The sequence below is a fragment of the Streptomyces sp. NPDC050738 genome, from assembly GCF_040654175.1.
Taxonomy (GTDB): Bacteria; Actinomycetota; Actinomycetes; order Streptomycetales; family Streptomycetaceae; genus Streptomyces.
The window spans coordinates 389636-411166 of sequence record NZ_JBFAHN010000005.1 but is presented as its reverse complement, the minus strand read 5'-3'; the positions used below and the strand labels follow the sequence as shown (position 1 = coordinate 411166).

At 70.5% G+C, this 21531-nt stretch carries 21 protein-coding genes; 11 read left to right on the top strand and 10 right to left on the bottom strand.

Annotation, left to right across the window (positions count from 1 at the left end; genetic code table 11):
- Nucleotides 1-151 precede the first annotated feature (151 nt).
- Nucleotides 152-1546 carry an aldehyde dehydrogenase family protein gene (locus AB0H78_RS16335; RefSeq protein ID WP_363235046.1) on the top strand — a complete coding sequence of 465 codons (1395 nt, stop codon included), beginning with the start codon at nt 152-154 and terminating at the stop codon, nt 1544-1546.
- 18 nt (nt 1547-1564) lie between these two features.
- On the top strand, nt 1565-2644 hold the full coding sequence (locus tag AB0H78_RS16330; RefSeq protein ID WP_363235045.1) for a Zn-dependent alcohol dehydrogenase: 1080 nt from the start codon (nt 1565-1567) through the stop codon (nt 2642-2644).
- 25 nt (nt 2645-2669) lie between these two features.
- Here AB0H78_RS16330 and AB0H78_RS16325 read toward each other — a convergent pair whose 3' ends face one another.
- Nucleotides 2670-3365, bottom strand: coding sequence for a winged helix-turn-helix domain-containing protein (locus tag AB0H78_RS16325; protein WP_363235044.1), 696 nt, complete (start codon nt 3363-3365; stop codon nt 2670-2672).
- A gap of 14 nt (nt 3366-3379) precedes the next feature.
- Nucleotides 3380-4036: a TetR/AcrR family transcriptional regulator C-terminal domain-containing protein gene (locus AB0H78_RS16320; RefSeq protein WP_363235043.1), complete on the bottom strand. Its 657-nt coding sequence runs from the start codon at nt 4034-4036 to the stop codon at nt 3380-3382.
- Nucleotides 4037-4099: 63 nt separating this feature from the next.
- Here AB0H78_RS16320 and AB0H78_RS16315 point away from each other — a divergent pair, with 63 nt between their 5' ends.
- The 3 genes from AB0H78_RS16315 to AB0H78_RS16305 all read left to right on the top strand — a co-directional run bounded on the left by AB0H78_RS16315 (nt 4100) and on the right by AB0H78_RS16305 (nt 6339).
- Nucleotides 4100-5251, top strand: a complete 1152-nt coding sequence (locus AB0H78_RS16315) for an acyl-CoA dehydrogenase family protein (RefSeq protein WP_363235042.1) — start codon at nt 4100-4102, stop codon at nt 5249-5251.
- Between the two features lie 77 nt (nt 5252-5328).
- Entirely contained in the window at nt 5329-5616 is a 288-nt protein-coding gene (locus AB0H78_RS16310; protein WP_363235041.1) for a YiaA/YiaB family inner membrane protein, read from the top strand.
- A gap of 87 nt (nt 5617-5703) precedes the next feature.
- Complete coding sequence (locus AB0H78_RS16305) at nt 5704-6339, top strand: TetR/AcrR family transcriptional regulator (protein WP_363235040.1); 636 nt, start codon at nt 5704-5706, stop codon at nt 6337-6339.
- Here AB0H78_RS16305 and AB0H78_RS16300 read toward each other — a convergent pair.
- Nucleotides 6330-6794, bottom strand: coding sequence for a MaoC family dehydratase (locus AB0H78_RS16300; protein ID WP_363235039.1), 465 nt, complete (start codon nt 6792-6794; stop codon nt 6330-6332). The genes AB0H78_RS16305 and AB0H78_RS16300 overlap by 10 nt on opposite strands.
- Before the next feature lie 104 nt (nt 6795-6898).
- On the opposite strand from AB0H78_RS16300, the gene soxR reads away from it, so the two are divergent.
- Nucleotides 6899-7369 carry a redox-sensitive transcriptional activator SoxR gene (gene soxR, locus AB0H78_RS16295; protein WP_363235038.1) on the top strand — a complete coding sequence of 157 codons (471 nt, stop codon included), beginning with the start codon at nt 6899-6901 and terminating at the stop codon, nt 7367-7369.
- 70 nt (nt 7370-7439) lie between these two features.
- Here the strand turns inward: soxR and AB0H78_RS16290 are convergent, their stop codons facing one another.
- Nucleotides 7440-8060 carry a hypothetical protein gene (locus AB0H78_RS16290; RefSeq protein WP_363235037.1) on the bottom strand — a complete coding sequence of 207 codons (621 nt, stop codon included), beginning with the start codon at nt 8058-8060 and terminating at the stop codon, nt 7440-7442.
- Nucleotides 8061-8271: 211 nt separating this feature from the next.
- Between AB0H78_RS16290 and AB0H78_RS16285 the strand changes: the two genes are divergently transcribed.
- Entirely contained in the window at nt 8272-11052 is a 2781-nt protein-coding gene (locus AB0H78_RS16285; protein ID WP_363235036.1) for a penicillin acylase family protein, read from the top strand.
- 24 nt (nt 11053-11076) lie between these two features.
- Here the strand turns inward: AB0H78_RS16285 and AB0H78_RS16280 are convergent, their stop codons facing one another.
- Nucleotides 11077-12390, bottom strand: coding sequence for a serine-threonine protein kinase (locus AB0H78_RS16280; protein ID WP_363235035.1), 1314 nt, complete (start codon nt 12388-12390; stop codon nt 11077-11079).
- Between the two features lie 27 nt (nt 12391-12417).
- Entirely contained in the window at nt 12418-13659 is a 1242-nt protein-coding gene (locus tag AB0H78_RS16275; RefSeq protein ID WP_363235034.1) for a DUF1343 domain-containing protein, read from the bottom strand.
- A gap of 120 nt (nt 13660-13779) precedes the next feature.
- On the opposite strand from AB0H78_RS16275, the gene AB0H78_RS16270 reads away from it, so the two are divergent.
- The 3 genes from AB0H78_RS16270 to AB0H78_RS16260 are packed head-to-tail and all read left to right on the top strand — an operon-like array spanning nt 13780 to nt 16839.
- Nucleotides 13780-14544, top strand: coding sequence for an SDR family oxidoreductase (locus AB0H78_RS16270; protein ID WP_363235033.1), 765 nt, complete (start codon nt 13780-13782; stop codon nt 14542-14544).
- Nucleotides 14541-16208, top strand: coding sequence for an AMP-binding protein (locus AB0H78_RS16265; RefSeq protein WP_363235032.1), 1668 nt, complete (start codon nt 14541-14543; stop codon nt 16206-16208). The genes AB0H78_RS16270 and AB0H78_RS16265 overlap by 4 nt, the downstream gene beginning before the upstream one ends.
- Nucleotides 16209-16242: 34 nt before the next feature.
- Nucleotides 16243-16839, top strand: coding sequence for a TetR/AcrR family transcriptional regulator (locus AB0H78_RS16260; protein WP_363235031.1), 597 nt, complete (start codon nt 16243-16245; stop codon nt 16837-16839).
- Nucleotides 16840-17022: 183 nt separating this feature from the next.
- On the opposite strand, the gene AB0H78_RS16255 is transcribed toward AB0H78_RS16260, so the two are convergent.
- The 3 genes from AB0H78_RS16255 to AB0H78_RS16245 all read right to left on the bottom strand — a co-directional run bounded on the left by AB0H78_RS16255 (nt 17023) and on the right by AB0H78_RS16245 (nt 20271).
- Nucleotides 17023-18237: an acyl-CoA dehydrogenase family protein gene (locus AB0H78_RS16255; protein ID WP_363235030.1), complete on the bottom strand. Its 1215-nt coding sequence runs from the start codon at nt 18235-18237 to the stop codon at nt 17023-17025.
- 9 nt (nt 18238-18246) lie between these two features.
- Nucleotides 18247-19269, bottom strand: coding sequence for a phosphotransferase family protein (locus tag AB0H78_RS16250; RefSeq protein WP_363235029.1), 1023 nt, complete (start codon nt 19267-19269; stop codon nt 18247-18249).
- Between the two features lie 90 nt (nt 19270-19359).
- Nucleotides 19360-20271 (bottom strand): MBL fold metallo-hydrolase, encoded by a 912-nt coding sequence (locus tag AB0H78_RS16245; RefSeq protein WP_363235028.1) that lies wholly within the window; start codon nt 20269-20271, stop codon nt 19360-19362.
- Between the two features lie 103 nt (nt 20272-20374).
- Between AB0H78_RS16245 and AB0H78_RS16240 the strand changes: the two genes are divergently transcribed.
- Nucleotides 20375-21310, top strand: coding sequence for an NADP-dependent oxidoreductase (locus tag AB0H78_RS16240; RefSeq protein WP_363235027.1), 936 nt, complete (start codon nt 20375-20377; stop codon nt 21308-21310).
- A gap of 11 nt (nt 21311-21321) precedes the next feature.
- On the opposite strand, the gene AB0H78_RS16235 is transcribed toward AB0H78_RS16240, so the two are convergent.
- Nucleotides 21322-21516 carry a hypothetical protein gene (locus tag AB0H78_RS16235; RefSeq protein WP_363235026.1) on the bottom strand — a complete coding sequence of 65 codons (195 nt, stop codon included), beginning with the start codon at nt 21514-21516 and terminating at the stop codon, nt 21322-21324.
- Nucleotides 21517-21531: the final 15 nt, after the last annotated feature.

Below are 21531 nucleotides of genomic sequence, written 5' to 3'. Positions count from 1 at the left end.
CCGCGCCCATAAGGGCGTCACTTTAACCCGGTCCGCCGGTGTATTGGCGAGTCCTGGAGTGACGAGGGCGACCCCCGGGTGACCCTGGCGCCGAAAAACTAACAGCGCTAGTTTGGGCGTGGACGACACCCGCAGTCTCTGGAGGAGTGCCATGAAGGCCCACGACGGCATGTACATCGGCGGCGCCTGGCGCCCCGCCGCCACCGCGGACACGATTGTGGTGGTGAACCCCGCGGACGAGCAGGTCATCGGCCACGTGCCGGCCGGCACGGCGCAGGACGTCGACGCCGCGGTACGCGCCGCCCGCGAGGCCTTCCCCGCCTGGGCCGCCACCGCGCCCGCCGAGCGCGCCGCGCTGATCACCGCGCTGCGCGACCAACTGGCCGCCCGCAAGGACGAGATCGCCGAGACGGTCACCGCCGAGCTGGGCGCACCGCTGCAGTTCTCGCAGATGGTGCACGCGGGGGTGCCGGTCCTCGTCGCGGGCTCGTACGCCGAACTGGCCGCCACGTACGCCTTCGAGGAGAAGGTCGGCAATTCCACGGTCTACGCGGAGCCGCTCGGCGTGGTCGGTGCGATCACCCCCTGGAACTACCCGCTGCACCAGGTCGTCGCCAAGGTCGCCCCGGCGCTCGCGGCAGGCTGCACGGTCGTACTGAAGCCCGCCGAGGACACCCCCCTCACGGCGCAGCTCTTCGCCGAGGCCGTCGACGCGGCAGGCATCCCGGCCGGTGTCTTCAACCTGGTGACGGGCATCGGCGCAGTCGCGGGCCAGGCCCTGGCCGAGCACGAGGGCGTGGACCTGGTCTCCTTCACCGGCTCCACGGCCGTCGGCCGGCAGATCGGTGCCACGGCGGGCGCGGCCGTCAAGAAGGTCGCCCTCGAACTCGGCGGCAAGTCCGCCAACGTCATCCTGCCTTCCGCCGACCTGGCCAAGGCCGTCAACGTCGGCGTCGCCAACGTCATGGGCAACTCCGGCCAGACGTGCAGCGCCTGGACCCGCATGCTGGTCCACGCCGATCAGTACGAGGAGGCCGTCGAGCTGGCGAAGACGGCCGTCGCCAAGTACACGCCCGGCGAGCGCGTCGGCCCGCTGGTCAACGCCAAGCAGCAGGCGCGGGTCCGCGGTTACATCGAGAAGGGCATCGAGGAGGGCGCGCGCCTGGTCGCGGGCGGCCCCGAAGCCCCCCTGGCGATTGGCTACTACGTCAGCCCCACCGTCTTCGCGGACGTCACGCCCGAGATGACGATCGCCCAGGAGGAGATCTTCGGCCCGGTCGTCTCGATCCTCAAGTACGAGGACGAGGACGACGCCCTGCGCATCGCCAACGGCACCGTCTACGGTCTCGCGGGCGCGGTCTGGGCGGCCGAGCCCGCGGAGGCCGTGGCCTTCGCCCGCCGCATGGACACCGGCCAGGTCGACATCAACGGCGGCCGCTTCAACCCCCTTGCCCCCTTCGGCGGTTACAAGCAGTCGGGCGTGGGCCGCGAGCTCGGCTCGCACGGCCTCGCCGAGTACCTCCAGACCAAGTCCCTCCAGTTCTGAGCCAGGAGACCCCCTTTCATGGTCCGCGCCGCCATCCTGCCCGCCGTCGGCTCCCCGCTGGAGATCGCCGACATCGACCTCCCCGAGCCCGGACCCGGCCAGGTCAGGGTCCGCCTCGCCGCCGCCGGCGTCTGCCACTCCGACCTCTCCCTCACCAACGGCACCATGCGGGTACCGGTCCCCGCAGTCCTGGGCCATGAGGGCGCCGGTACGGTCGTCTCCGTCGGCGAGGGCGTCACCCACGTCGCCCCCGGCGACGGTGTGATCCTCAACTGGGCCCCGTCCTGCGGGAGTTGCCACCCCTGCACCCTCGGCGAGGTCTGGCTCTGCGCCAACGCGCTCTCCGGCGCGGCCAACGTCTACGCCCGTACGGCGGACGGCACGGACCTCCACCCCGGCCTGAACGTGGCCGCGTTCGCCGAAGAGACGGTCGTCGCGGCCAACTGCGCCATCCCCGCCCCCGAAGGCATCCCGCTCACCGATGCCGCGCTGCTCGGCTGCGCGGTCCTCACCGGTTACGGCGCGATCCACCACTCCGCGCAGGTCCGCGAGGGCGAGACGGTGGCGGTGTACGGAGTCGGCGGCGTAGGCCTGGCCACCCTCCAGTCCGCCCGCATCGCCGGCGCCTCGAAGATCATCGCGGTCGATGTCTCCCCGGAGAAGGAGGAGTTGGCCCGGGCCGCGGGCGCCACGGAGTACGTCATCGCTTCCGAGACGACCGCCAAGGACATCCGCAAGCTCACCGGCGGCCAGGGCGTGGACGTGGCGGTCGAGTGCGTGGGCCGCGCGATCACGATCCGCACCGCCTGGGAGTCGACCCGCCGAGGCGGCCGCACGACGGTGGTGGGCATCGGCGGCAAGGACCAGCAGGTCACCTTCAACGCCCTGGAGCTCTTCCACTGGGGCCGCACCCTGGCGGGCTGCGTGTACGGCAACTCCAACCCGGCGGCGGACCTCCCGGTCATCGCGGACCACGTACGGGCAGGCCGCTTCGACCTGAGCGCGCTGGTGACGGAACACATCGCCCTGGACGGCATCCCCGCGGCCTTCGACAACATGACCGCGGGCAAGGGCGGCCGCGCACTGGTGGTTTTCTAGTGCGCCCAGGGGGCGGAGGGAGCTGTCACCGCAGCGACTCCGCCCCCACCCCCAGCGCCGCACCCAGCGCCCGCTCCCCGGCCCCGGTCACCCGCACGGCCCGCCCGCTCCCCACCCGCTCGCACCACCCCGCGTCCAGTGCGTGCCGGCACAGCGCCGCCCCGGCGACCCCCGCCAGATGCGGCTTCCGCTCGGTCCAGTCCAGACAGGTCCGTACGAGCGGCCGCCGCCCCGGCGCCTCGAGCGCGATCCCCAACTCCGCGAACCAGTCCAGCCCTTCACCGCTGAGCGCGACCCCCGCATCCGTCACGAGCAGCCCCCGCCCCGCCATCGCCTCGGTGATCGCGATGCCCAGGCGTCCCGCGAGATGGTCGTAACAGGTCCGCCCCCGCGCCAGCGCGGCCTCCACGTTCACCGCCCGCAGCCCGCGCGGCGACGCGGTCTCGCCGTCGCCCGCGTACGAGGTCAGCTCCTCCACCAGGTGCGCGATCCGCTCGTCCGCCAGGCGTACGTACCGATGCCGCCCCTGCCGCTCCTCGGCCAGCAGCCCGCCCGCGACGAGCTTGCCGAGATGCTCGCTGGCGGTCGAGGCGGCCACCCCGGCGGAACGGGCCAGCTCACCCGCCGTCCAGGCCCGCCCGTCGAGCAGCGCGAGGCAGAACCCGGCGCGGGTCTCGTCGGCGAGCAGTGCGGCGAACGAAGCAAGTTCCCTGGCAGCCATGGCCCCAGTCTGCGTCAGCGACTCTTCGGCGCGGACCGAACTGTCTCGTACTGCAGGGCAAGCCCGTCCAGAAGCGCCCGCAGCCCCGTCTCGAAGGCCCCTTCGTCGACCTTCTCCTGCCGCTCGGCCAGCAGATGCGCCTGCCCGAGGTGGGGATAGTCGGCCGGATCGTAGGCGTCGCGGTCGTCGACGAACCCGCGCGCGAAGGACCCCAGCGCGGAGCCGGTGATGAAGTACCGCATCAGTGCGCCGATGTACGTGGCCTGGGCGGGCGGCCATCCGGCCCGCACCATCGCCCCGAAGACCGCGTCGGCCACCCGCAGCCCCGCGGGCCGCCGCCCGGGACCGCGGGCCAGCACCGGGACCACATGCGGATGGTCGGTGAGCACTGCCCGGTAGGAGACGGCCCAGTCGTGCAGGGCGCCGCGCCAGTCCCGGGCGTCGCCCTCCTCGAACATCGACAGGTCGATCCGGGCGGACAGCGCGTCGGCGACCGCGTCCAGGATCTCGTCCTTGTTGCGGAAGTGGTTGTAGAGCGAGGGTCCGCTGACCCCGAGCTCGGCGGCGAGCCGGCGCGTGGAGACGGCGTCGAGCCCTTCGGCGTCCACCAGGGCGCCTGCTGTCTCGACGATGCGCTCCCGGCTGAGCAGGGGCTTGCGTGGGCGGGCCATGGCGCACATAGTAGGCCCTGAAGCCAAGAAACTAGCAGTGCTAATTAAAAGAGGTGTCCGAGGATGAACCTGGAGCTCAGCGAGGAGCAGTCCGCAGTCCGGCAGCTGGCCAAGGACTTCGTCGACCGCGAGATCACCCCGCACGTCGTCGAGTGGGACCGCGCCGAGAACGTGGACCGCTCCATCGTCAAGAAGCTCGGTGCACTCGGCTTCCTCGGCCTCACGATCCCCGAGGAGTACGGCGGCTCCGAAGGCGACCACCTCGCGTACTGCCTCGTCACCGAAGAGCTCGGCCGCGGCGACTCCTCGGTCCGCGGCATCGTCTCGGTCTCGCTCGGCCTGGTCGCGAAGACGATCGCCCACTGGGGCACCGAGGCCCAGAAGCAGCAGTACCTCCCCGGCCTCACCTCAGGCGAACTGATCGGCTGCTTCGGCCTCACCGAACCGGGCACGGGGTCCGACGCGGGCAACCTCACCACCCGCGCGGTCCGTGACGGCGACGACTACGTGATCAACGGCTCCAAGATGTTCATCACCAACGGCACCTGGGCCGACGTCGTCCTCCTCTTCGCCCGCTCCACCGACGCCCCCGGCCACAAGGGCGTCTCCGCGTTCCTGGTCCCCACGGACACCCCGGGCCTCACCCGCACCACCATCCACGGCAAGCTGGGCCTGCGCGGCCAGGCCACCGCCGAGCTGAACTTCGAGGACGTCCGCGTCCCCGCCTCCGCGATGATGGCCCCCGAGGGCAAGGGCTTCTCGGTCGCCATGTCGGCCCTGGCCAAGGGCCGGATGTCGGTCGCGGCCGGCTGCGTCGGCATAGCCCAGGCGGCGCTGGACTGCGCACTCAAGTACTCCACGCAACGCGAGCAGTTCGGCAGGACCATCGCCCACCACCAACTGGTCCAGGAGATGCTCTCCGACATCGCGGTGGACGTGGATGCGGCCCGCCTTCTCACCTGGCGCGTCGCCGACCTGATCGACCGGGGCAAGCCCTTCGTCACCGAGGCCTCCACGGCGAAGCTCTTCGCCTCCGAGGCGGCGGTACGGGCCGCCAACAACGCCCTCCAGGTCTTCGGCGGCTACGGCTTCATCGACGAGTACCCGGCGGGCAAGCTGGTGCGCGACGCCCGTGTGATGACCCTGTACGAGGGCACCAGCCAGATCCAGAAGCTGGTCATCGGCCGCGCCCTGACGGGGGTCTCCGCCTTCTGAGGCCCCAACTCCCCAGGTACGTAAGTGAGTACGAGAGCGGATGCGGCCCGGGCCGCATCCGCCTCGTGCTGTCGGACATGAGTGAGACACCGGTCAAACAGCAGACCACCGGGGCGTACTACGGCCAGGCCGTCGCCTCCTTCGGCATCGCCATGGCCGCCACGGCCATCGGCATCTTCCAGCTGGAAGCCAGCGCCTGGGTGCGCGCCTTCCTCGCCATCGCCGTCCTCTACCTCACCACCTCCGCCTTCACCCTCGCCAAGGTGATCAGGGACCGGCAGGAGGCCGGACAGATCGTGAACCGCGTCGACCAGGCACGCCTGGAGGAACTGCTCACGGCGCACGACCCCCTGCGGAAGCTGTGACCCGCCCCGCGGGAAACTGCGCCTAAGCGCTTGCTCACCCTCCGGGGTAAGGTGTTCCTCCTGGACAGACGCCGGAAGGGGCGAGCAATGGGCACGGCGGAGGAGACAGTCGGCGGCGAGGACGTGCCGTGGGCCGAGGTCGGTCCCGAGGCTGCCCGGAGGCTGCTCGTCGCCGCCGTGGAGGCCTTCGCCGAACGCGGCTACCACGCGACGACCACCCGTGACATCGCGGGCCGCGCCGGCATGAGCCCCGCCGCGCTCTACATCCACTACAAGACCAAGGAAGAGCTGCTCCACCGGATCAGCCGGATCGGCCACGAAAAGGCCCTGGAGATCCTGGAGACGGCGGCGGACGCCGAGGGCACGGCCGCCGAGCGGCTCGCCTCGGCCGTGCGGCAGTTCGTACGCTGGCACGCCGGACACCACATGACGGCGCGCGTCGTCCAGTACGAACTCGACGCGCTCGCCCCCGAGCACCGCACCGAGATCATCGAACTGCGCCGGCGCAGCGACGCGGCCGTACGCCGCATCATCGACGACGGTGTGGAAGCAGGGGAGTTCGACGTCCCCTACGTCCCCGGGACCACTCTCGCCGTGCTCTCGCTGTGCATCGACGTCGCCCGCTGGTTCAAGACGGAGGGCCGCAGAACGCCCGACGAGGTCGGCGCGTTCTACGCCGACCTCGTCCTGCGGATGGTCTCGGCCCCGACCGCTCAGAAGTAGTAGCGCGACACCGACTCGGCGACACAGACCGGCTTGTCCGCGCCCTCGCGCTCGATGGTCACCGTCGCCGTCACCTGGACGCCGCCCCCGCCGACCTCGGTGGCGTCGGTCAGCACGGCCGTCGCGCGCAGCCGCGAGCCGACCGGCACGGTGGCGGGGAAACGGACCTTGTTGGTGCCGTAGTTGATGCCCATCTTCATGTTCTCGACGCGCATGACCTGCGGGACGAGCGCGGGCAGCAGCGACAGGGTGAGATAGCCGTGCGCGATCGTCGTCCCGAAGGGACCCGCGGCGGCCTTCTCGGCGTCCACGTGAATCCACTGGTGGTCACCGGTGGCCTCGGCGAACAGATCGATCCGCTTCTGCTCGATCTCCAGCCAGTCGCTGTAACCCAGCTGCTCGCCGACCCCGGCCCGCAGCTCCTCCGCCGACGCGAAGATCTTCGGCTCTGCCATGTCCCAGTCCCTGCCTTTCCCGTGTCCATCACCATGTCTAAGCGCTTGCTCAGCATCGTCGGACCCGGCCGTATCTGTCAACGACGGGCAGTAGGGTTCCAGGGGTGCCGCAGATTCCAGAGAAGATCCACGAGCTCACGGTCGGCCAGCTGTCCGCACGCAGCGGCGCCGCCGTCTCCGCCCTCCACTTCTACGAGGCCAAGGGCCTGATCAGCAGCCGTAGGACCTCGGGCAACCAGCGCCGGTACAGCCGCGACGCGCTGCGTCGCGTCGCCTTCGTCCGCGCGGCGCAGCGCGTCGGCATCCCGCTGGCCACCATCAGGGACGCCCTCGCCGAACTCCCCGAGGGGCGTACCCCCAACAAGGAGGACTGGTCGCGGCTCTCGGCGGCCTGGCGCTCCGAGCTCGACGAGCGCATCACCCGGCTCGGCCGCCTCCGCGACCACCTCACCGACTGCATCGGCTGCGGCTGCCTCTCCCTGGAGACCTGCGTCCTGTCCAACCCGGACGACGTCGTCGGCGAGCGCATCGCCGGCTCGCGGCTCCTCCCGGAACGCCCGGCCGCCCGGTCCTAGGAACGGGCCCTGGGTACGGGCCCTGGGTACGGGCCCTGGGTACGGCCATGGGCACAGGCGTCCCAGGAGTTCAGGCCACCGACGCCAGTTCCCTGCGCTGTACGTCCCTGCGGCGCTTCGAGCGGAGAAGAGCCTCGGAGGTCAGAACGGGCTGCGGCACCAGAATTCCGCAGCCGGTGCAGCCGGGACCCGACCACGGTTCGTGGGCCAGATCCTGGACCCAGATCACGGCGTTCCCGTCACAGACGGGGCAGCTTGCGCCCGGATCGGCCCGAAGGGCGGAAATCAGCCGTCGCAGAACCTCGGCCAGGGGCGCCGAAGGGTGCACGGCGGGGTCGGCGCACCACGCCACCCCGCACCCTCCCCAGGTGCGCCGGTGCCAGTCGTCGAAGGATCCTGGCCGCCGCAGACCGTCGTGCTTCTCGCGCTTGCGGCGCTCCGCGAACTCCGCCTCGTAGGCGAGCCAGACGGCTCGCGCCTCTTCCAGTTCGTCGAGCGCGGCCACCAGCCGCGCCGGATCCGGATCTCGGTCCTCGGGTTCGATGTGATGCCTGGAACACAGATGGTCCCAGGTGGCGCGGTGCCCGTAGGGGGCAAACCTCTCCAGGCACTTGCGCAGCGAATACCTCCGCAGCGCAAGGTCGTTGCGCGGATCGCGCACCTGTCTCGCGAGACTCCGGAATCCGGCCATCGCACGTCCACCTCCGTCGCTTGTACTTCGGCGTTGAGGGATAGACGTACGACTGCCCGTTTTGGCTCCATCCAATTTCGGATGGCTGCCATCACCGATGCGCCCTTCCGGGTGGCAGTGTGGCGATTCCGAAAAGGTGACGCATGTTCACCTTACTGACGGGTCACCTCGCCAGTAACCTCCCGCGCATCGGCCCTCACAAGGAGCACGCATGCGACCACGCACCGCAAAGCTCAGAACTGCCGTCGCGGCAACGGTGTTTGCCCTCGGTACGGCGCTTCTCGCTCCCCTGCCCCAGGCGACAGCGGCGGATCCCGCCCCGGTCACCGACTACTGCACGGGTCAGTGCAACGACATCCTGCCGCCCGGCGAGAACGGCAACGCCACCCTCGCCGCGATCCTGGCCCACCGCGCACTCGGCACCCGCCCGGCCCACAGCGCCGACCAGATGGGTCCCTACGACGCCCTGGCGGCAGGAGCGGGATCCCTCACCGACGCGAAGCTGAGCGACTTCTTCAACGACGCCTCCTTCGGCGTCCCCGGCGACCAGGTCGAGTCCGTCACCAGGCCCCGCGACGATGTCTCGATCACACGCGACAAGAAGACCGGCGTCCCGCACATCAAGGGCACGACGCGCTACGGAACCGAGTTCGGCGCCGGTTACGCGGCAGGCCAGGACCGTCTCTGGCTCATGGACCTCTTCCGCCACATCGGCCGCGGCGAGCTGACCTCCTTCGCGGGCGGCGCCCTCGCCAACCAGGGCCTGGAGCAGGAGTTCTGGCCGCAGGCCCCGTACACGGAAGCGGACCTCCAGGCGCAGGTCGACTCCATCTCCACCACCCAGGGCGAGCGCGGCAAGCAGGCCATGGCCGACGCGCAGGCGTACGTCGACGGCATCAACTCCTACCGCCAGAAGTCCAAGGACGGCCGCTACTTCCCCGGCGAGTACGTCCTGACGGGCAAGATCAACGCGATCACCAACTCCGGTGAGATCCAGCCCTTCAAGGTCACCGACATGATCGCGCTCGCCTCGGTCGTCGGCGGCCTCTTCGGCGGCGGCGGGGGCGGCGAGGTCCAGTCCGCCATCTCGCTGCTCGCCGCGCAGCAGAAGTACGGCGTCGCGGAGGGCACCAAGGTCTGGGAGACCTTCCGGATGCGCAACGACCCGGAGGCCACCCTCACCGTCCACGACGGCACGAGCTTCCCGTACGCGGGCAAGCCCGCCGACCCGCGCGGCGCCGCGCTGCCCGACCCCGGCTCGGTGAAATCCGAACCGCTGGTCTACGACCGCACAGGCGGCGCGAAGACCGCGGCCCGGACCCCGGTGAAGGCCCCCGCGAAGCTCAAGCCGCTGCAGGGCATGTACGACAAGGGGGTGCTGCCCGCCGACCTGTTCAGCCAGAAGAAGGGCATGTCCAATGCCCTGGTCGTCTCCGGGCAGCACACCGCGAGCGGAAACCCGGTCGCCGTCTTCGGCCCGCAGACCGGCTACTTCCTGCCCCAGCTCCTGATGCTCCAGGAGCTCCAGGGTCCGGGCATCAGCGCACGCGGCGTCTCCTTCGCGGGCGTCGGCATGTACATCCAGCTGGGCCGCGGCCAGGACTACGCCTGGTCCGCCACCTCCGCGGGCCAGGACATCACCGACACCTATGCCGTCGAGCTCTGCCAGGACGACACCCACTACCTCTACCGGGGCGTCTGCACCCCGATGGAGAAGATGGAGAAGACCAACTCCTGGACGCCCACGGTCGCCGACTCGAGTGCCGCGGGCTCCTACCGCATGCAGGTCTGGCGCACGAACTACGGCATCGTCACCCACCGCGCCACGGTCGGCGGCAAGCCCGTCGCGTACACCTCACTGCGCTCCACCTACCGCCACGAGGCCGACTCCATCGTCGGCTTCCAGATGCTCAACGACCCCTCGTACGTGAAGGACGCCAAGACCTTCCAGCAGGCGGCCGACCACATCGGCTACGCCTTCAACTGGTTCTACGCGGACTCCCGTGAGGCGGCGTACTTCAACAGCGGGATGAATCCGGTGCGCGCCGCCGGAGTCGACGCCTCGTTCCCCGTCAAGGCCGAGCAGGCGTACGAGTGGAAGAACTTCGACCCCGCCCGCAACACCATGGACCTCACCCCGGCCGCCCAGCACCCTCAGTCCGTGGGCCAGGACTACTACGTTTCCTGGAACAACAAGCAGGCCAAGGAGTTCACTTCGGCCGGCTTCGGCAACGGCCCCGTCCACCGCGTCGATCTCCTGGAGGACCGCGTCGCGGCCCTGGTGAAGCAGGGCGGCGTCACCCGCGCCTCGCTGACCCGGGCGATGGCGCAGGCCGCCGTCACGGATCTGCGCGGCGAGGACGTCCTGCCCGAACTGCTCAAGATGCTGCGCTCCAAGCCGGTCACCGACCCGGCCGCAGCCCAGGCGGTCCAGCAGCTGGAGTCCTGGTCGGCCGCCGGCACTCAGCGCAAGGAGAACGCACAGAGCTCCCACGTCTACAGTCACCCGGACGCGGTACGGATCATGGACGCCTGGTGGCCGCTGCTCGTGGAGTCGGAGTTCAAGCCGGCCCTGGGCGACGACCTCTACGCCAAACTCACCGCGAACCTCTCCGTCGACCAGTCGCCGTCCGCGAGCCAGGGGCCGACCGGCGGGCACGCCGGGTCGGCGTTCCAGTACGGCTGGTGGAGCTATGTCGACAAGGACATCCGTACGGTGCTCGGGCAGCCGGTGAAGGGCTGGCTCCCCAAGTCCCTCTGCGGCAGCGGCGATCCGGGCGCCTGCCGCGATGCCCTGCTCGCCACACTCGCCCAGGCGGCGGCGAAGACCCCGGCCCAGGTCTACCCGGGGGACGACAGTTGCTCCGCCGGTGACCAGTGGTGCGCGGACGCGATCATCCACCGTCCGCTGGGTGGCCTGAAGTTCTGGCCGATGCAGTGGCAGAACCGCCCGACGTACCAGCAGGTCGTCGAATTCCCCTCCCACCGCTAGGAGGCGCGGCGGCGGGCCGGCGGATCAGGCAGTGCCGATCCGGCCCGCCGCCAGCACCACCTTCGCCAGCTCCTCGTGCAGGATGTCGCCGTGCGCCCCGCCGGGCGGGTCGCCGTTGCGTACGACGGCGGCCGCATCGATGTTCACGCACCCCGACTTCGGGAACTCCCCGCCCAGCGCGTCGGCGAGGGTGAGCTGCGCGATGTGTTCCACGGCCTGGATCCCGTCGTGTCCGAGCGCCCCCCACCGCTGGTCGTCGGCGGCCAGGCTCGCCGAGTCGCCGGTGAGCTTCGAGGCCAGCGGATAGATCACCCCGAGCGCCGTGTCGAAGTGTGAGTAGCAGCAGACCACGGGCCCGTCGACGCGCTCCTGCATCCCGCCCAGCGCGCCGCCCGTGCCGACGGTGTGCGGCAGATGGCCGGTGAACGCGTAGTGCGAGAAGGCCCCTTGGAGCATCGTCAGCGACTTCACGTTGCGGACCCCGTCCGGCAGCCCGCGCAGCGAGAAGCCGACGAGCCGCGCCCCGAAGCTGTGCCCGACCAGATGGACCCGCATATCGGGCCTGGTCTGCGCCAGGTGCCCGAGCAGCGGCCCGAGCCCCAGCTGGCCGATGGTCCCGGCCCGTCGCTTCATCGCGTAGTACGTCGCCTGCCGCAGCAGCTCCTTCGCCCCGGCCCAGACCCGCTTCAGCCCGCCCTCGCCGAGGAACATCTCCTGCGCCGAGGCCGTCTCCTGCTCGACCCCGGTCTCCTCCAGTGCCTCGGTGAAGGCCGTGCATGTGGCGAGGGTGTCCTCGTAGAGCATCGCCGGATCGCTCTGCGGCATGTCGTCGGGCCCCATGTCTGGGGCGAAGCGCGAGTCCAGGCTGCCGAACGGCACATCGACCAACTGCCGGACGAGCAGCCCGAATTCGTCGAAGGCGCCACGCTCCTGTGGCTGCTCGTCCAGCAGTTGCGCGAGCCGCTCGACGGTGCTGTCCCGGCCGGGGAACACCCGGCGCAGCGCCTGCACCGTGTCCGGGTCGAGGGCCGGTCCCTGGGAGAGGATCGACCGGTGCGGGAAGTTCGGGATCGGCTGGTCCGCGAAGGCCATGGACGGCCAGATGACACCCGCGAAGCCGATGCGGACGGAGCGGGCGCCCGAGAGCAGCCCCGGGATGGGCGCGAAGAAATGCTCGTAGAGAGCGGTCGCGACCGGCCTGCTGTTGTTCCAGCCGTGCGTGAACATCACCAGATCGGTGACGTCCAGCTCGGCCAGCCTGTCGCGTTCACGGGGGTCCACGTCCCCGTCCGCGTCAAAGGTGATCTCCCGGTACGGTTCCACGCCCGCGTCTGTCATAGACCTCAGCATCCTGCGGAAGACGGCTCAGTGATAGGCCAGATACCGCTTCCGTACGGCACGGAACGCGGCCAGTTCGTCCTGCCAGGCCGCGACCGCCTCGTCGGTGGAGGCCCCCGCGTCGATCATGGTGCGGAGCGTGGTCGAACCCGTCAGCTTGTCGATCCAGTTGTCGGGTCTCCAGGCGAAGCCGTTCCACACCTGCTTGGCGGTCACCAGCAGTCCCACGGCGGTGCGCACCGGGTCGAAGGACTCCCGGTCCTGGACGTGCAGTTGGACCCCGCCGACCGTCTTGCCCTGGAATTTGGAGAAGGTCGGAGCGAAGTACGCCTCCCGGAAGCGCACCCCGTCGAGCCCCAGCTCATTGGCCGCCGCGGCCCACTTCCCGTCGATCCCCTCGGCGCCGAGCAGCTCGAACGGCCGTGTGGTGCCCCGTCCTTCGGAGAGGTTCGTCCCCTCGAAGAGGCAGGTGCCCGAGTAGACGAGCGCCGTGTCGGGTGTCGGCATGTTGGGGCTCGGCGGCACCCACGGCAGCCCGGTCGCGTCGAAGAAGTCGCGCCGCCGCCAGCCGGACATCGCCACGGTCTCCAGCTCGACCGGCTGCGCCAGGTACTCGCCGTTGAAGAGCCGGGCCAGTTCGGTCACCGTCATCCCGTGAGCCTGGGAGATCGGCTTGCGCCCCACGAACGTCGCGAACTCCGGGTGCAGCACGGGCCCCAGAGCGGCGCGCCCGGTGACGGGGTTGGGCCGGTCGAGGACCACGAAACGCTTGCCGGCGAGGGCTGCCGCCTCCATGCAGTCGTAGAGCGTCCAGATGTACGTGTAGAAGCGCGCGCCCGCGTCCTGGATGTCGAAGACGACGGTGTCGACGCCGGACGCGGTGAAGATGTCCGCGAGGGGCTGCCCGCTCTTGGTGTACGTGTCGTAGACCGGAAGCCCGGTCGCCGGGTCGTCGTAGCGCCCCTCGGAGCCGCCCGCCTGGGCCGTGCCCCTGAACCCGTGCTCGGGCCCGAAGACCGCGGTCAGCTCGATGCGGGGGTCGGGGTGCATGACGTCCACGATGTGCCGTACATCCTGGGTGATACCGGTGGGATTCGTGACGATCCCGACCTTCTGTCCGGCGAGCAGCCGGTACCCGTCACCGGCCAGCCGGTCGAATCCGGTCCGCACCCGGCCGTGCGCGGCGGCCGTACCCGCACCGGAAGTCGCCACGCCGGCGGCTCCGAGCGCCCCGCTCGCGGCCAGCAATCCCCTTCTGGACAGGCTCACTTGACTACCTCCTTGATCGCACCGACTGTCATGGCCACGCAGGGTAGTCCGCGAACCCCTTCCATCGGCACATACCGACTGGTTAGTCTGCTGAGGCACTCAAGGGAGAGGCAGGTCCAGATGAGTACCGTCCAGGGCGCGGGCGTCGTGGTCACAGGAGCAGGCGGCGGGATCGGGGCCGCGCTGGCCCGCAGGTTCGCCGCCGAGGGGGCCAGAGTCGTGGTCAACGACCTGGACCCGGTCAAGACCAAGGCGACAGCCGAGGCCATCGGCGCGATCCCGCTCCCGGGCGACGCCTCGGGAATCGTCGCCGAGGCCCGTGAGGCGCTCGGCGGGACCATCGACATCTACTGCGCGAACGCGGGCCTCGGCTCGGGCGGCGACGCCTTCGCCGACGAGGACGTCTGGGCCTCCGCCTGGGACGTGAACGTCATGGCCCACGTCCGGGCGGCCCGCGCACTGCTCCCCGACTGGCTGGAGCGCGGCGAGGGCCGCTTCGTCTCCACCGTCTCGGCCGCCGGACTGCTCACCATGATCGGCGCGGCTCCGTACAGCGTCACCAAGCACGGCGCGCTCGCCTTCGCCGAGTGGCTCGCCCTCACCTACCGCCACCGCGGCATCAAGGTCCACGCGATCTGCCCGCAGGGCGTACGCACCGACATGCTGACGGCATCGGGCACCGCGGGCGACCTCGTCCTGGCACCGACCGCCATCGAGCCCGAGGACGTGGCCGAAGCGCTCTTCGCGGCGATCGCCGACGACCGCTTCCTGGTGCTGCCGCACCCCGAGGTCGCGGACTACTACCAGGCGCGCGCCGCCGACCCCGACCGCTGGATCGGCAACATGAACCACCTCCAGCAGAAGTGGGAAGGGACCGCCAAGTGACCGAGCAGGCAACCACGTCGATCTACGCCGCCAAGCCCTGGCTCGGCCGGCTCACCGAGGCGCAGCGCGCCCCGCTCGACCCCCGCGCGACCGTCCTGCACGCCTTCCGCGACAGCGTGGCCCGCACCCCCGACCACCCCGCCGTCGCGTACTTCGACGGCCGGCTCAGCTACCGCGAGACCGACGCGCTCTCCGACTCGGTGGCCGGACACCTCGCCGCCGAGGGCATCCGGCAGGGCGACCGCGTGGCGATCATGCTGCAGAACAGCCCGCACTTCGTGCTCGCGCTGCTCGGCGCCTGGAAGGCCGGGGCGGTCGTGGTCCCGCTCAACCCGATGTACAAGTCGGGCGAGGTCGGCCATGTCCTGCGCGACGCCGAGGTCTCGGCCCTCATCTGCTCGGACCGCGCCTGGGAGTCGTATCTGCGCGAAACAGCGGCCGGCTCCCCGGTCCGTACGGCCCTCACCGCCTGCGAGCGCGACCTCCAGACCCGCAACGACGAGCGCGTCCTGAACTTCGAGCGCCTGGAGCAGGCGGCCGACGCGGCAGATCTCCTGTCCGTCGCCCGCCAGGGCCACACCGCGCCCGCCGACCGCGAACCGGCCGCCAGCGACGTCGCGTTGATCAGCTACACCTCGGGCACCAGCGGCACCCCCAAGGGCGCCATGAACGCCCACGGCAACATCATGGTCAACGCCGAGCGCCAGCGCACCGGCCACCCCATAGCCGAGGGCTCGGCCTACTTCGCCCTGGCGCCCCTCTTCCACATCACCGGCATGGTCTGCGAACTCGCCACCTCCATCGCCAACGCGGGCACCCTGGTCCTCGCCTACCGCTTCCACCCGGGCGTCGTGCTCGACGCGTTCCTCGAACACCGCCCCGCGTACACGGTGGGCCCCTCGACCGCCTTCATGGCGCTCGCCGCGACCCCGGGCGCCACGCCCGACCACTTCGCCTCCTTCCAGGTGATCTCCTCGGGCGGAGCGCCGGTCCCGCCGGCCCTGGTGGAGAAGTTCCGGGCGGGCTTCGGCCCGTACATCCGCAACGGCTACGGACTCACCGAGTGCACCGCGCCCTGCGCCTCGGTCCCGCCCGAGCATGAGGCCCCGGTCGACCCGGTCTCGGGCACGCTCTCGGTCGGCGTCCCGGGACCCGACACGGTCGTCCGTATCGTCGACGAGAAGGGCGAAGACGTCCCCTTCGGCGAACAGGGCGAGATCGCGGTGAGGGGACCGCAGGTCGTCTCGGGCTACTGGCGCCTGCCGGAAGCCACCGAAGCGGCTTTCCCCGACGGCGAGTTGCGTACGGGCGACATCGGCTTCATGGACGCCGACGGCTGGCTCTATGTCGTCGACCGCAAGAAGGACATGATCAACGCATCGGGCTTCAAGGTCTGGCCGCGCGAGGTCGAGGACGTCCTGTACACGCACCCGGCGGTGCGCGAGGCGGCGGTCGTCGGCATCCCCGACGCGTACCGGGGCGAATCGGTGAAGGCGTACGTCAGCCTGCGGCCGGGCACCTCGCTGGAGCCCGGCGAGCTCAGTACGTACTGCAAGGAACGCCTCGCCGCGTACAAATACCCGCGCGAGGTGGAGATCCTGCCGGAACTCCCGAAGACGGCGAGTGGGAAGATCCTCAGGCGGGAACTGCGTTCCCCGCACTGAGACGTACACGCGACGAGAGGAAGGTGGCGGCCCCATGGCAGCCAGGACGACCGACGGGAACGGCACGCCCGTCCCCCAGAGGCTGCTGGCCGCCGCCACCCGCCTCTTCGCCGAGCGCGGCTACGACCGCACCTCGGTCCAGGAGATCGTGGAGGCGGCCGGAGTCACCAAGGGCGCGCTCTACCACTACTTCGGCTCGAAGGAGGACCTCCTCCACGAGATCTACGCCCGGGTGCTGCGCCTCCAGCAGGAACGCCTGGACGCGTTCGCCGAGGCGGACGGTCCCGTGGAGCAGAGGCTGCGGGACGCGGCGGCGGACGTGGTCGTGACGACCATCGACAACCTGGACGACGCGTCGATCTTCTTCCGCTCGATGCACCATCTGAGCCCGGAGAAGAACAAGCAGGTCCGGGCCGAACGCCGCCGCTACCACGAACGCTTCCGCGCGCTGATCGAGGAGGGCCAGAAGCAGGGGGTCTTCTCGGCGGCGACCCCCGCGGACCTGGTGGTGGACTACCACTTCGGCTCGATCCACCACCTGTCGACGTGGTACCGCCCGGCGGGCTCCATGACCCAGACCGAGGTGGCGGCCCACCTCGCGGATCTCCTGCTGAGAGCTTTGCGCCCGTAGGCGACCTCCGGTCGCTCTGTCCTCAATCGCCGGACGGGCTTGATGTGGCCGACCCGCGCGTGTGAGCCGATACCGGCAAAATCTCGGCCCGCGCGTGCGAGCCGAGATCAGCAAGAACTAGCGCCTCCGGCGATGAGGAGCGGGGGTCCGGGGGCGGAGCCCCCGAAACGCCCCTGGCCGCGCCTACATGTACCGCTTCAGCTCCCGCCGGGCCAGCGACCGCTGATGCACCTCGTCCGGCCCATCCGCAAGCTTCAGCGTTCGCGCCCCCGCCCAGAGCTCCGCCAGCGGGAAGTCCTGGCTGACCCCGCCCGCCCCGTGCAACTGCACCGCGTTGTCGATGATGTCGACAACCGCCCGCGGCGTAGCGATCTTGATCGCCTGGATCTCCGCGTGCGCCCCCCGGTTGCCCACCGTGTCCATCAGCCAGGCCGTCTTCAGCACCAGCAGCCGCAGCTGCTCCACCGTGACCCGCGCGTCCGCGATCCAGTTCTGTACGACGCCCTGCGCGGCGAGCGGCTTCCCGAAGGCCTCCCGGGACACGGCCCGCCGGCACATCAGCTCGATCGCCCGCTCGGCCATGCCGATGAGCCGCATGCAGTGGTGGATACGCCCAGGGCCCAACCGCGCCTGGGCGATGGCGAACCCGCCGCCTTCCTCGCCCACCACATTCCCCACCGGCACCCGCGCGCCGTCGAAGACGACCTCCGCGTGGCCACCGTGGTAGTGGTCCTCGTAGCCGTACACCGTCATGGCGCGCCGTACTTCGACACCAGGCGTGTCGCGCGGCACCAGGATCATCGACTGCTGACGCCGGACGTCCGCACCCTCCGGATCCGTCTTCCCCATCACGATGAAGATCTTGCAATCGGGGTTCATGGCCCCGGAGATGTACCACTTCCGGCCGGTCACGACGTACTCGTCGCCGTCCCGCTCGATCCGCGTCTCGATGTTGGTCGCGTCCGACGAGGCGACCTCGGGCTCGGTCATCGCGAAGGCGGAGCGGATCTCCCCGGCGAGCAGCGGCTCCAGCCACTGCTTCTTCTGCTGCTCGGTGGCGAACTGGAACAGAAGCTCCATGTTGCCCGTGTCGGGGGCCGCGCAGTTCAGCGCGGTGGGGCCCAACTGCGGTGAGCGGCCGGTGATTTCGGCGAGCGGGGCGTACTGGAGATTGGTCAGCCCGGCGCCGTACTCCGCGTCGGGCAGAAACAGATTCCACAGCCCCTGCCGACGCGCCTCCGCCTTGAGCTCCTCGACCACGGCAGGCGTGTCCCACGGGGAGTCGAGCAGCGCGCGCTGCTCGTGCGCGACGGCTTCCGCCGGGTAGACGTGCTCGTCCATGAAGGCCAGCAGCTTGGTGCGCAGCTCTTCGGTCTGTGCGTCGTATGCGAAGTCCATGGCGGGTGTTCAGCCTTCCTGGAGGGTGGTGAGGCCGTGTTCGATGAAGACGGGGACGAGCCCGCCGATCTGGTCGAAGCCGGCGCCGACGGTCTGGCCGAGGGTGTAGCGGTAGTGGATGCCTTCGAGGATCACGGCGAGCTTGAACCAGGCGAAGGCCGTGTACCAGGCGATGGCGGAGGTGTCCCGGCCGGAGCGCTCCGCGTAGCGCGCGATCAGCTCGGCGGGGGAGGGGTGGCCCGCGGCGCCGCTCGTCGTGGAGACCGGTGATTCGGGAAGCCCCAGGTCGGAGCTGTACATCACCAGCAGGCCGAGGTCGGTGAGCGGATCGCCCAGGGTCGACATCTCCCAGTCCAGGACGGCCTTGATGCGGTCGTCGTCGCCGAGAAGGACGTTGTCCAGGCGGTAGTCGCCGTGTACGACGGTCGGCGCGGGGGAGTCGGGCAGCGCGCGGCCGAGCGCGGCGTGCAGCTCGTCGATGCCCGCCAGCTCCCGGTTGCGCGAGGCGTCCAACTGCTTGCCCCAGCGCCGCAGTTGCCGGTCCAGGAAGCCCTCGGGCCGCCCGAAGTCGGCCAGTCCGACTGCCGCGGGGTCGACGGCATGCAGGTCGACGAGCGTGTCGACCAGTTCGAGGATCGCGCCGCGGGTGCGCTCGGCGCCGAGCGGCGCGAGCTGCGGAGCCGTGCGGTACGGCGTCCCCTCGACGAACTCCATGACGTAGAACGGCGATCCGATCACCGCATCGTCCTCGCAGAGCAGCACCGGCTCGGGGACCGGCACGGCGGTCGGGTGCAGCGCGCTGATCACCCGGAACTCGCGCTTCATGTCATGAGCCGTGGCCAGTACGTGCCCGAGCGGCGGCCTGCGCACGACCCACCGGCCGGTGCCGTCCGTGACGACGTAGGTGAGATTGGAGCGGCCGCCCTCGATCAGCCGGGCGCTGAGCGGTCCGCTCACCAGTCCGGGGCGCGCGCGGTCCAGATACCCGCGGAGCGTCTCCGGGTCGATACCTGGGGGGTGGACTGCGCTCATGAGAGGCACCTCCGGCAACTAGGGGTGAACGTGGTACGGACACATCATGCCGACCAGTCGGTATGCAGTCCACCCCCGGGGTGCCCGCAGCTATGCGTGACAGGCCACAGGAACCCCGCCGTTCATCGCCGCCATGTCCCCGAACACGGCCACCGCATCGAGCGGGGACCCCTCGGGCAGACCGTCCAGCTCAGCGTAGGCGCGGTGCAGATTGGCCACCAGGCGCTCGCTCTCGCGCAGCGCCGCGAACTTCCCGAGCTCCGCCTCGCGCGCGGCCTCCAGAGGCGTGAGGCCCTTGGCGTACGCGGCACCGGCGACCTCGGCGACGTACAGCAGATAGCGCTCGGTGTCGTCGTACGCCGACGGATCGGTGACCGGACCGTGGCCGGGCACCACGACCGTCGCGTCCAGCCCCCGCAACAGCTCCAGCGCCCGCAGCGAGCCGCTCAGCGATCCCATCGGGAGGAAGGGGGTGCCGCCCCGGAAGACCAGATCGCCGGTGAAGACGATCCGCTGCTCGGGGAGGTGCACGACGGTGTCGCCGGTGGTGTGGGCCACGCCGGGGTGGATCAGCCGTACCTCGGTCGTCCCGACATGGACCGTGAGGCGCTCGCTGTACGTGAGCGTGGGCGCCGTGATGCTGATGTCGCCGAAGTCCGTCTGCGGCCACACGAGATGGAGCTGGCGCCCGGCGGCCAGCAGCTCGCGGCGGCAGGATTCGTGGCCGACGACGGTGGCCCGCGGGATGAAGAGGCTGTTGCCGTAGGTGTGGTCGCCGTGGTGGTGCGTATTGACGACGATCCCCGGCGGCGGCGCCCCGACCGCGGCGATCGCCTCGCGTAACGCCCGCGCGCGGCTCAGGGTGGCGGTGGTGTCGACGAGCACCGTCGAGGTGCCGTCGCTGACGATCCCGGCGTTGTTGAGGCACCAGCCACCGTCCGGCTGTACATAGGCGTGGACCTGCGGTGCGAGTCCGACGGTGTACGGAACTGCGGCGGCCATCGGTGTCCCCCGGAGATGTGGTCCAGCTGATCCGCACACCTTAGATGCGACCGGCCCCCGTCCCCGGTTGCGCAGTGACGTCGCAGGTCAGAGGCTCGTCACTATGAAGGCGATCAGCTACAGCAGCTACGGCGGGCCCGACGTCCTGGAGTACGGCGACCTCCCCGACCCCAAGGTGGGCCCCGACCAGGTCCTGGTCAAGGTGCGGGCCGCGTCCGTGAACCCGGTCGACTGGAAGTGCCGCGAGGGCTACCTCGACGGGATCCTCGACGCGGTCTTCCCGGTGATCCCGGGCTGGGACGTCTCCGGCGTGGTCGTCCAGCCCGGCGCATCCGTCACCGAATTCGCCGTCGGCGACGAGGTCATGGGCTACGTCCGCGAGGACTTCCTCTCCCGCGGGACCTTCGCCGAGTACGTCGCCGCGCCGGTCCGCACCCTGGCCCGCAAACCGCTGCGCCTCAGCTTCGAGGAGGCCGCGGGACTGCCGCTGGCCGGACTCACCGCGTACCAGGTCCTGCGCGCCCTGGAGATCGGCCCGGGTGACACGGTCCTGGTGAACGCGGCGGCGGGCGGGGTGGGTTCCCTCGCCGTACAGCTGGCGAAGAACGTCGGCGCCCGGGTCATCGGCACCGCCAGCGAGCGCAACCACGAGCATGTGCGCGCGCTGGGCGCGGAGCCGGTCACGTACGGGGAGGGACTCGCGGACCGCATCCGCGCCATGGCACCCGACGGTGTCGACGCGGCCTTCGACACGGTCGGCGGCGAGACCCTGAAGGTCTCCGCCGACGTGCTGGGCCCGGGCGGCCGGCTGGCCTCCGTCGCGGACGGAGAGGTGACGAATCTCGGCGGACGCTATGTGTTCGTACGGCCCGACGCGACAGATCTGCACACGCTCGGAGTCCTGGCCGACGAAGGCGTCGTCACGGTCCACGTGGACCGCACCTTCCCGCTGGAGCAGGCGGCCGAGGCACACCGGCTGAACGCGGAGGGCCGCACCCGCGGGAAGATCGTCGTCACGGTGGACTGGGACAAGTCCTAGTCCGCGGAGGTCTACGCAGGCGAGACCGCGAACGCGACCACCAGGCCGGCCAGTGCGAGGAACGCGCCGCCCAGAGCCATCGCGACCGCGGTCACCTCCTCGGCGGGCGCGCCACCGATCTGGCGGCTGCACTTCAGATCCCAGACGGCCTGAATCATCAGCGACGCCCCGACGACCCCGAAAAGAATAAGAATGAAATCGGACATATCCCTACTGTGCGG

What these genes read in the sequence shown, in the direction of transcription:
- AB0H78_RS16300 (WP_363235039.1), bottom strand. Translation starts at nt 6,794, where the DNA reads ATGGCAGAGCCGAAGATCTTCGCGTCGGCGGAGGAGCTGCGGGCCGGG.
- AB0H78_RS16260 (WP_363235031.1), top strand. Translation starts at nt 16,243, where the DNA reads ATGGCAGCCAGGACGACCGACGGGAACGGCACGCCCGTCCCCCAGAGG.
- AB0H78_RS16250 (WP_363235029.1), bottom strand. Translation starts at nt 19,269, where the DNA reads ATGAGCGCAGTCCACCCCCCAGGTATCGACCCGGAGACGCTCCGCGGG.
- AB0H78_RS16330 (WP_363235045.1), top strand. Translation starts at nt 1,565, where the DNA reads ATGGTCCGCGCCGCCATCCTGCCCGCCGTCGGCTCCCCGCTGGAGATC.
- AB0H78_RS16255 (WP_363235030.1), bottom strand. Translation starts at nt 18,237, where the DNA reads ATGGACTTCGCATACGACGCACAGACCGAAGAGCTGCGCACCAAGCTG.
- AB0H78_RS16335 (WP_363235046.1), top strand. Translation starts at nt 152, where the DNA reads ATGAAGGCCCACGACGGCATGTACATCGGCGGCGCCTGGCGCCCCGCC.
- AB0H78_RS16245 (WP_363235028.1), bottom strand. Translation starts at nt 20,271, where the DNA reads ATGGCCGCCGCAGTTCCGTACACCGTCGGACTCGCACCGCAGGTCCAC.
- AB0H78_RS16280 (WP_363235035.1), bottom strand. Translation starts at nt 12,390, where the DNA reads ATGACAGACGCGGGCGTGGAACCGTACCGGGAGATCACCTTTGACGCG.
- AB0H78_RS16305 (WP_363235040.1), top strand. Translation starts at nt 5,704, where the DNA reads ATGGGCACGGCGGAGGAGACAGTCGGCGGCGAGGACGTGCCGTGGGCC.
- AB0H78_RS16270 (WP_363235033.1), top strand. Translation starts at nt 13,780, where the DNA reads ATGAGTACCGTCCAGGGCGCGGGCGTCGTGGTCACAGGAGCAGGCGGC.
- AB0H78_RS16235 (WP_363235026.1), bottom strand. Translation starts at nt 21,516, where the DNA reads ATGTCCGATTTCATTCTTATTCTTTTCGGGGTCGTCGGGGCGTCGCTG.
- AB0H78_RS16320 (WP_363235043.1), bottom strand. Translation starts at nt 4,036, where the DNA reads ATGGCCCGCCCACGCAAGCCCCTGCTCAGCCGGGAGCGCATCGTCGAG.
- AB0H78_RS16325 (WP_363235044.1), bottom strand. Translation starts at nt 3,365, where the DNA reads ATGGCTGCCAGGGAACTTGCTTCGTTCGCCGCACTGCTCGCCGACGAG.
- AB0H78_RS16290 (WP_363235037.1), bottom strand. Translation starts at nt 8,060, where the DNA reads ATGGCCGGATTCCGGAGTCTCGCGAGACAGGTGCGCGATCCGCGCAAC.
- AB0H78_RS16315 (WP_363235042.1), top strand. Translation starts at nt 4,100, where the DNA reads ATGAACCTGGAGCTCAGCGAGGAGCAGTCCGCAGTCCGGCAGCTGGCC.
- AB0H78_RS16310 (WP_363235041.1), top strand. Translation starts at nt 5,329, where the DNA reads ATGAGTGAGACACCGGTCAAACAGCAGACCACCGGGGCGTACTACGGC.
- AB0H78_RS16285 (WP_363235036.1), top strand. Translation starts at nt 8,272, where the DNA reads ATGCGACCACGCACCGCAAAGCTCAGAACTGCCGTCGCGGCAACGGTG.
- AB0H78_RS16240 (WP_363235027.1), top strand. Translation starts at nt 20,375, where the DNA reads ATGAAGGCGATCAGCTACAGCAGCTACGGCGGGCCCGACGTCCTGGAG.